We start from the raw sequence: 1,828 nt of genomic DNA, 5'->3' as shown, positions 1-1,828 counted from the left end.
AAATGTTCAAACTGCCCTTGACGTAGATTTCCAGCGCAGCCGCCACATGGCGGGCTTCCGGTTCGTCTTGCGTCAGCAGGGCGTTGTACAGATCTTCCAACAGCGGCATATTTTCCGGGGTGGGATTCTCGAAATACTTGCGATAGATCACATGGACGCAGCGGTCAATGACCGTCTTTTCCACCGGCTGCAAGCCCTCTTTGCCGCCCACCACCAGTTCGCACAGGGACAGCACAAAGTCGGCTTTCAAAGCCAGAGGGTTATCCTCTTCCGAGTAGTTGCTGTTGATGTCCATAGGGTTGATATACTGCGTGCTGGCGGGACCGATGTGGATAACCTGTCCATGCAGACGCTCCACCAGCGGAGCGTAATCGGCTGGGTCAGCGGTGTTACCACCGCCTTCCCGCCTAAGAACCGTACGTGACAGTTTCCCGTCATACGGCTCAAGCATTTCATCACTTCTTCAAGCGGTTCTCAGTATAAATACGCTGACAGGTGCAATGAACGTAGCGCATATTGCGAACATCTTCCATGCCAGCCTTTGCCTTTGGTGCAAGGTAGAAGATTTCTCTTTCTTCCGTTACATCCATCGGCATTCCGCAGTGGTAGCACAGTCCGTTCTGGTTTTTCCAAATCATCTTGAATTTTCCAGTCAGCCGGTGCATTCCTTTATCGAATTTCCTTTTTTGGAAATACGCCTCATCGAGGAACGGATTTGCAGTAGCTTTTATCTTGGTATGTCGCACAATGGCTGTGCTGTCCACCCGTATCAGCTCCTTGTTTTCCGTAGAGAACACCCAGTTCCGATTACCGACACGATGCCAGTATCTCGTGGAAATCCACCACTTGTTCTTCTTTGGGTGCCGTCTTTTAGCCCATCGCCACAGCAGTTCGTACAGGACATAGTCCAGATACGCGAACGCATCACTTGCGCATACGGACTGGTGGTAATTAGTCCAACCTCGAATTTGTTCATTCAACTTCATAATCAGAACATCTTGCTGCCACGCTTTTCCTCTGCGGAGAATCGTGTCAGAGATATTGGAAACGATAGCCTTGACCGCCTTTTGGGAAGGCTTGATAATCAGCTTTTCGTTATACTTTCTGAAGTTCCAGCCGAGGAAGTCGAAACCATCGTCAATGTTGGTGACAATGGTCTTTTCATCAGAAAGTTCCAATCCGCGTTCAGCGAGAAACTCTCGAATCAGCTCCTTTGCTTCAAGAGCCAGTTCAGGTGTTGCCGCTGTGACCACAAAATCGTCTGCATAGCGGACGAAGTTTACTTTGTGGGCATTCTTAAATCTTGAATCGACCTTACCGAGCGCGTTCGTGTGAAAGCGTTCGACCAGCTTCTTCTCGATACCATCCAGCGTCATGTTCGCCAGAATGGGGGAGATAATACCACCTTGCGGAGTTCCTTCCTCGGTAGGAAAGAGTTCGCGCTGATAGATAAATCCCGCCTTTAAGAACTGCTTCAAAATGTTCTTGTCCATGGGGATGTTCGCCAGAAGCCAATCATGGCTGATATGGTCGAAACAACCTTTGATGTCACCCTCCAAAACCCACTTCGGAGAAATGTGCTTGCGCGACAGTGCATTGAACAGATATTCGCAGGCATCCTGTGCGCATCTTCCTTTTCGGAAACCAAAGGATTTCCCATCTGCTGTTGTTTCCGCCACCGGCTCCAGTGCCAAAGCATAGAGAGCCTGCATTGCGCGGTCATACATCGTGGGAATCCCCAACGGACGTTTTTTCTTCTTGTCCTTCTTTTCGATATACACTCTACGGAGAGGACGTGCACGATACCTTTTATCTGTCAGCGATAGAG

Annotated in this window: 1 protein-coding gene and 1 pseudogene; both read right to left on the bottom strand. The window is 49.6% G+C overall.

The window, feature by feature from the left end; genetic code table 11:
* Positions 1-382: pseudogene (locus QZL71_RS13075) on the bottom strand (VirB4-like conjugal transfer ATPase); the annotation flags it as partial.
* Between the two features lie 73 nt (positions 383-455).
* Positions 456-1,828 (bottom strand): group II intron reverse transcriptase/maturase (gene ltrA / locus QZL71_RS13070; protein ID WP_294649177.1); only part of this gene is annotated, 1,373 nt, incomplete at its 5' end.

The organism is uncultured Faecalibacterium sp., assembly GCF_900066275.1.
In the GTDB taxonomy this organism is placed as follows: domain Bacteria; phylum Bacillota; class Clostridia; order Oscillospirales; family Ruminococcaceae; genus Faecalibacterium; species Faecalibacterium taiwanense.
This window is presented reverse-complemented; position numbering and strand designations above follow the sequence as displayed.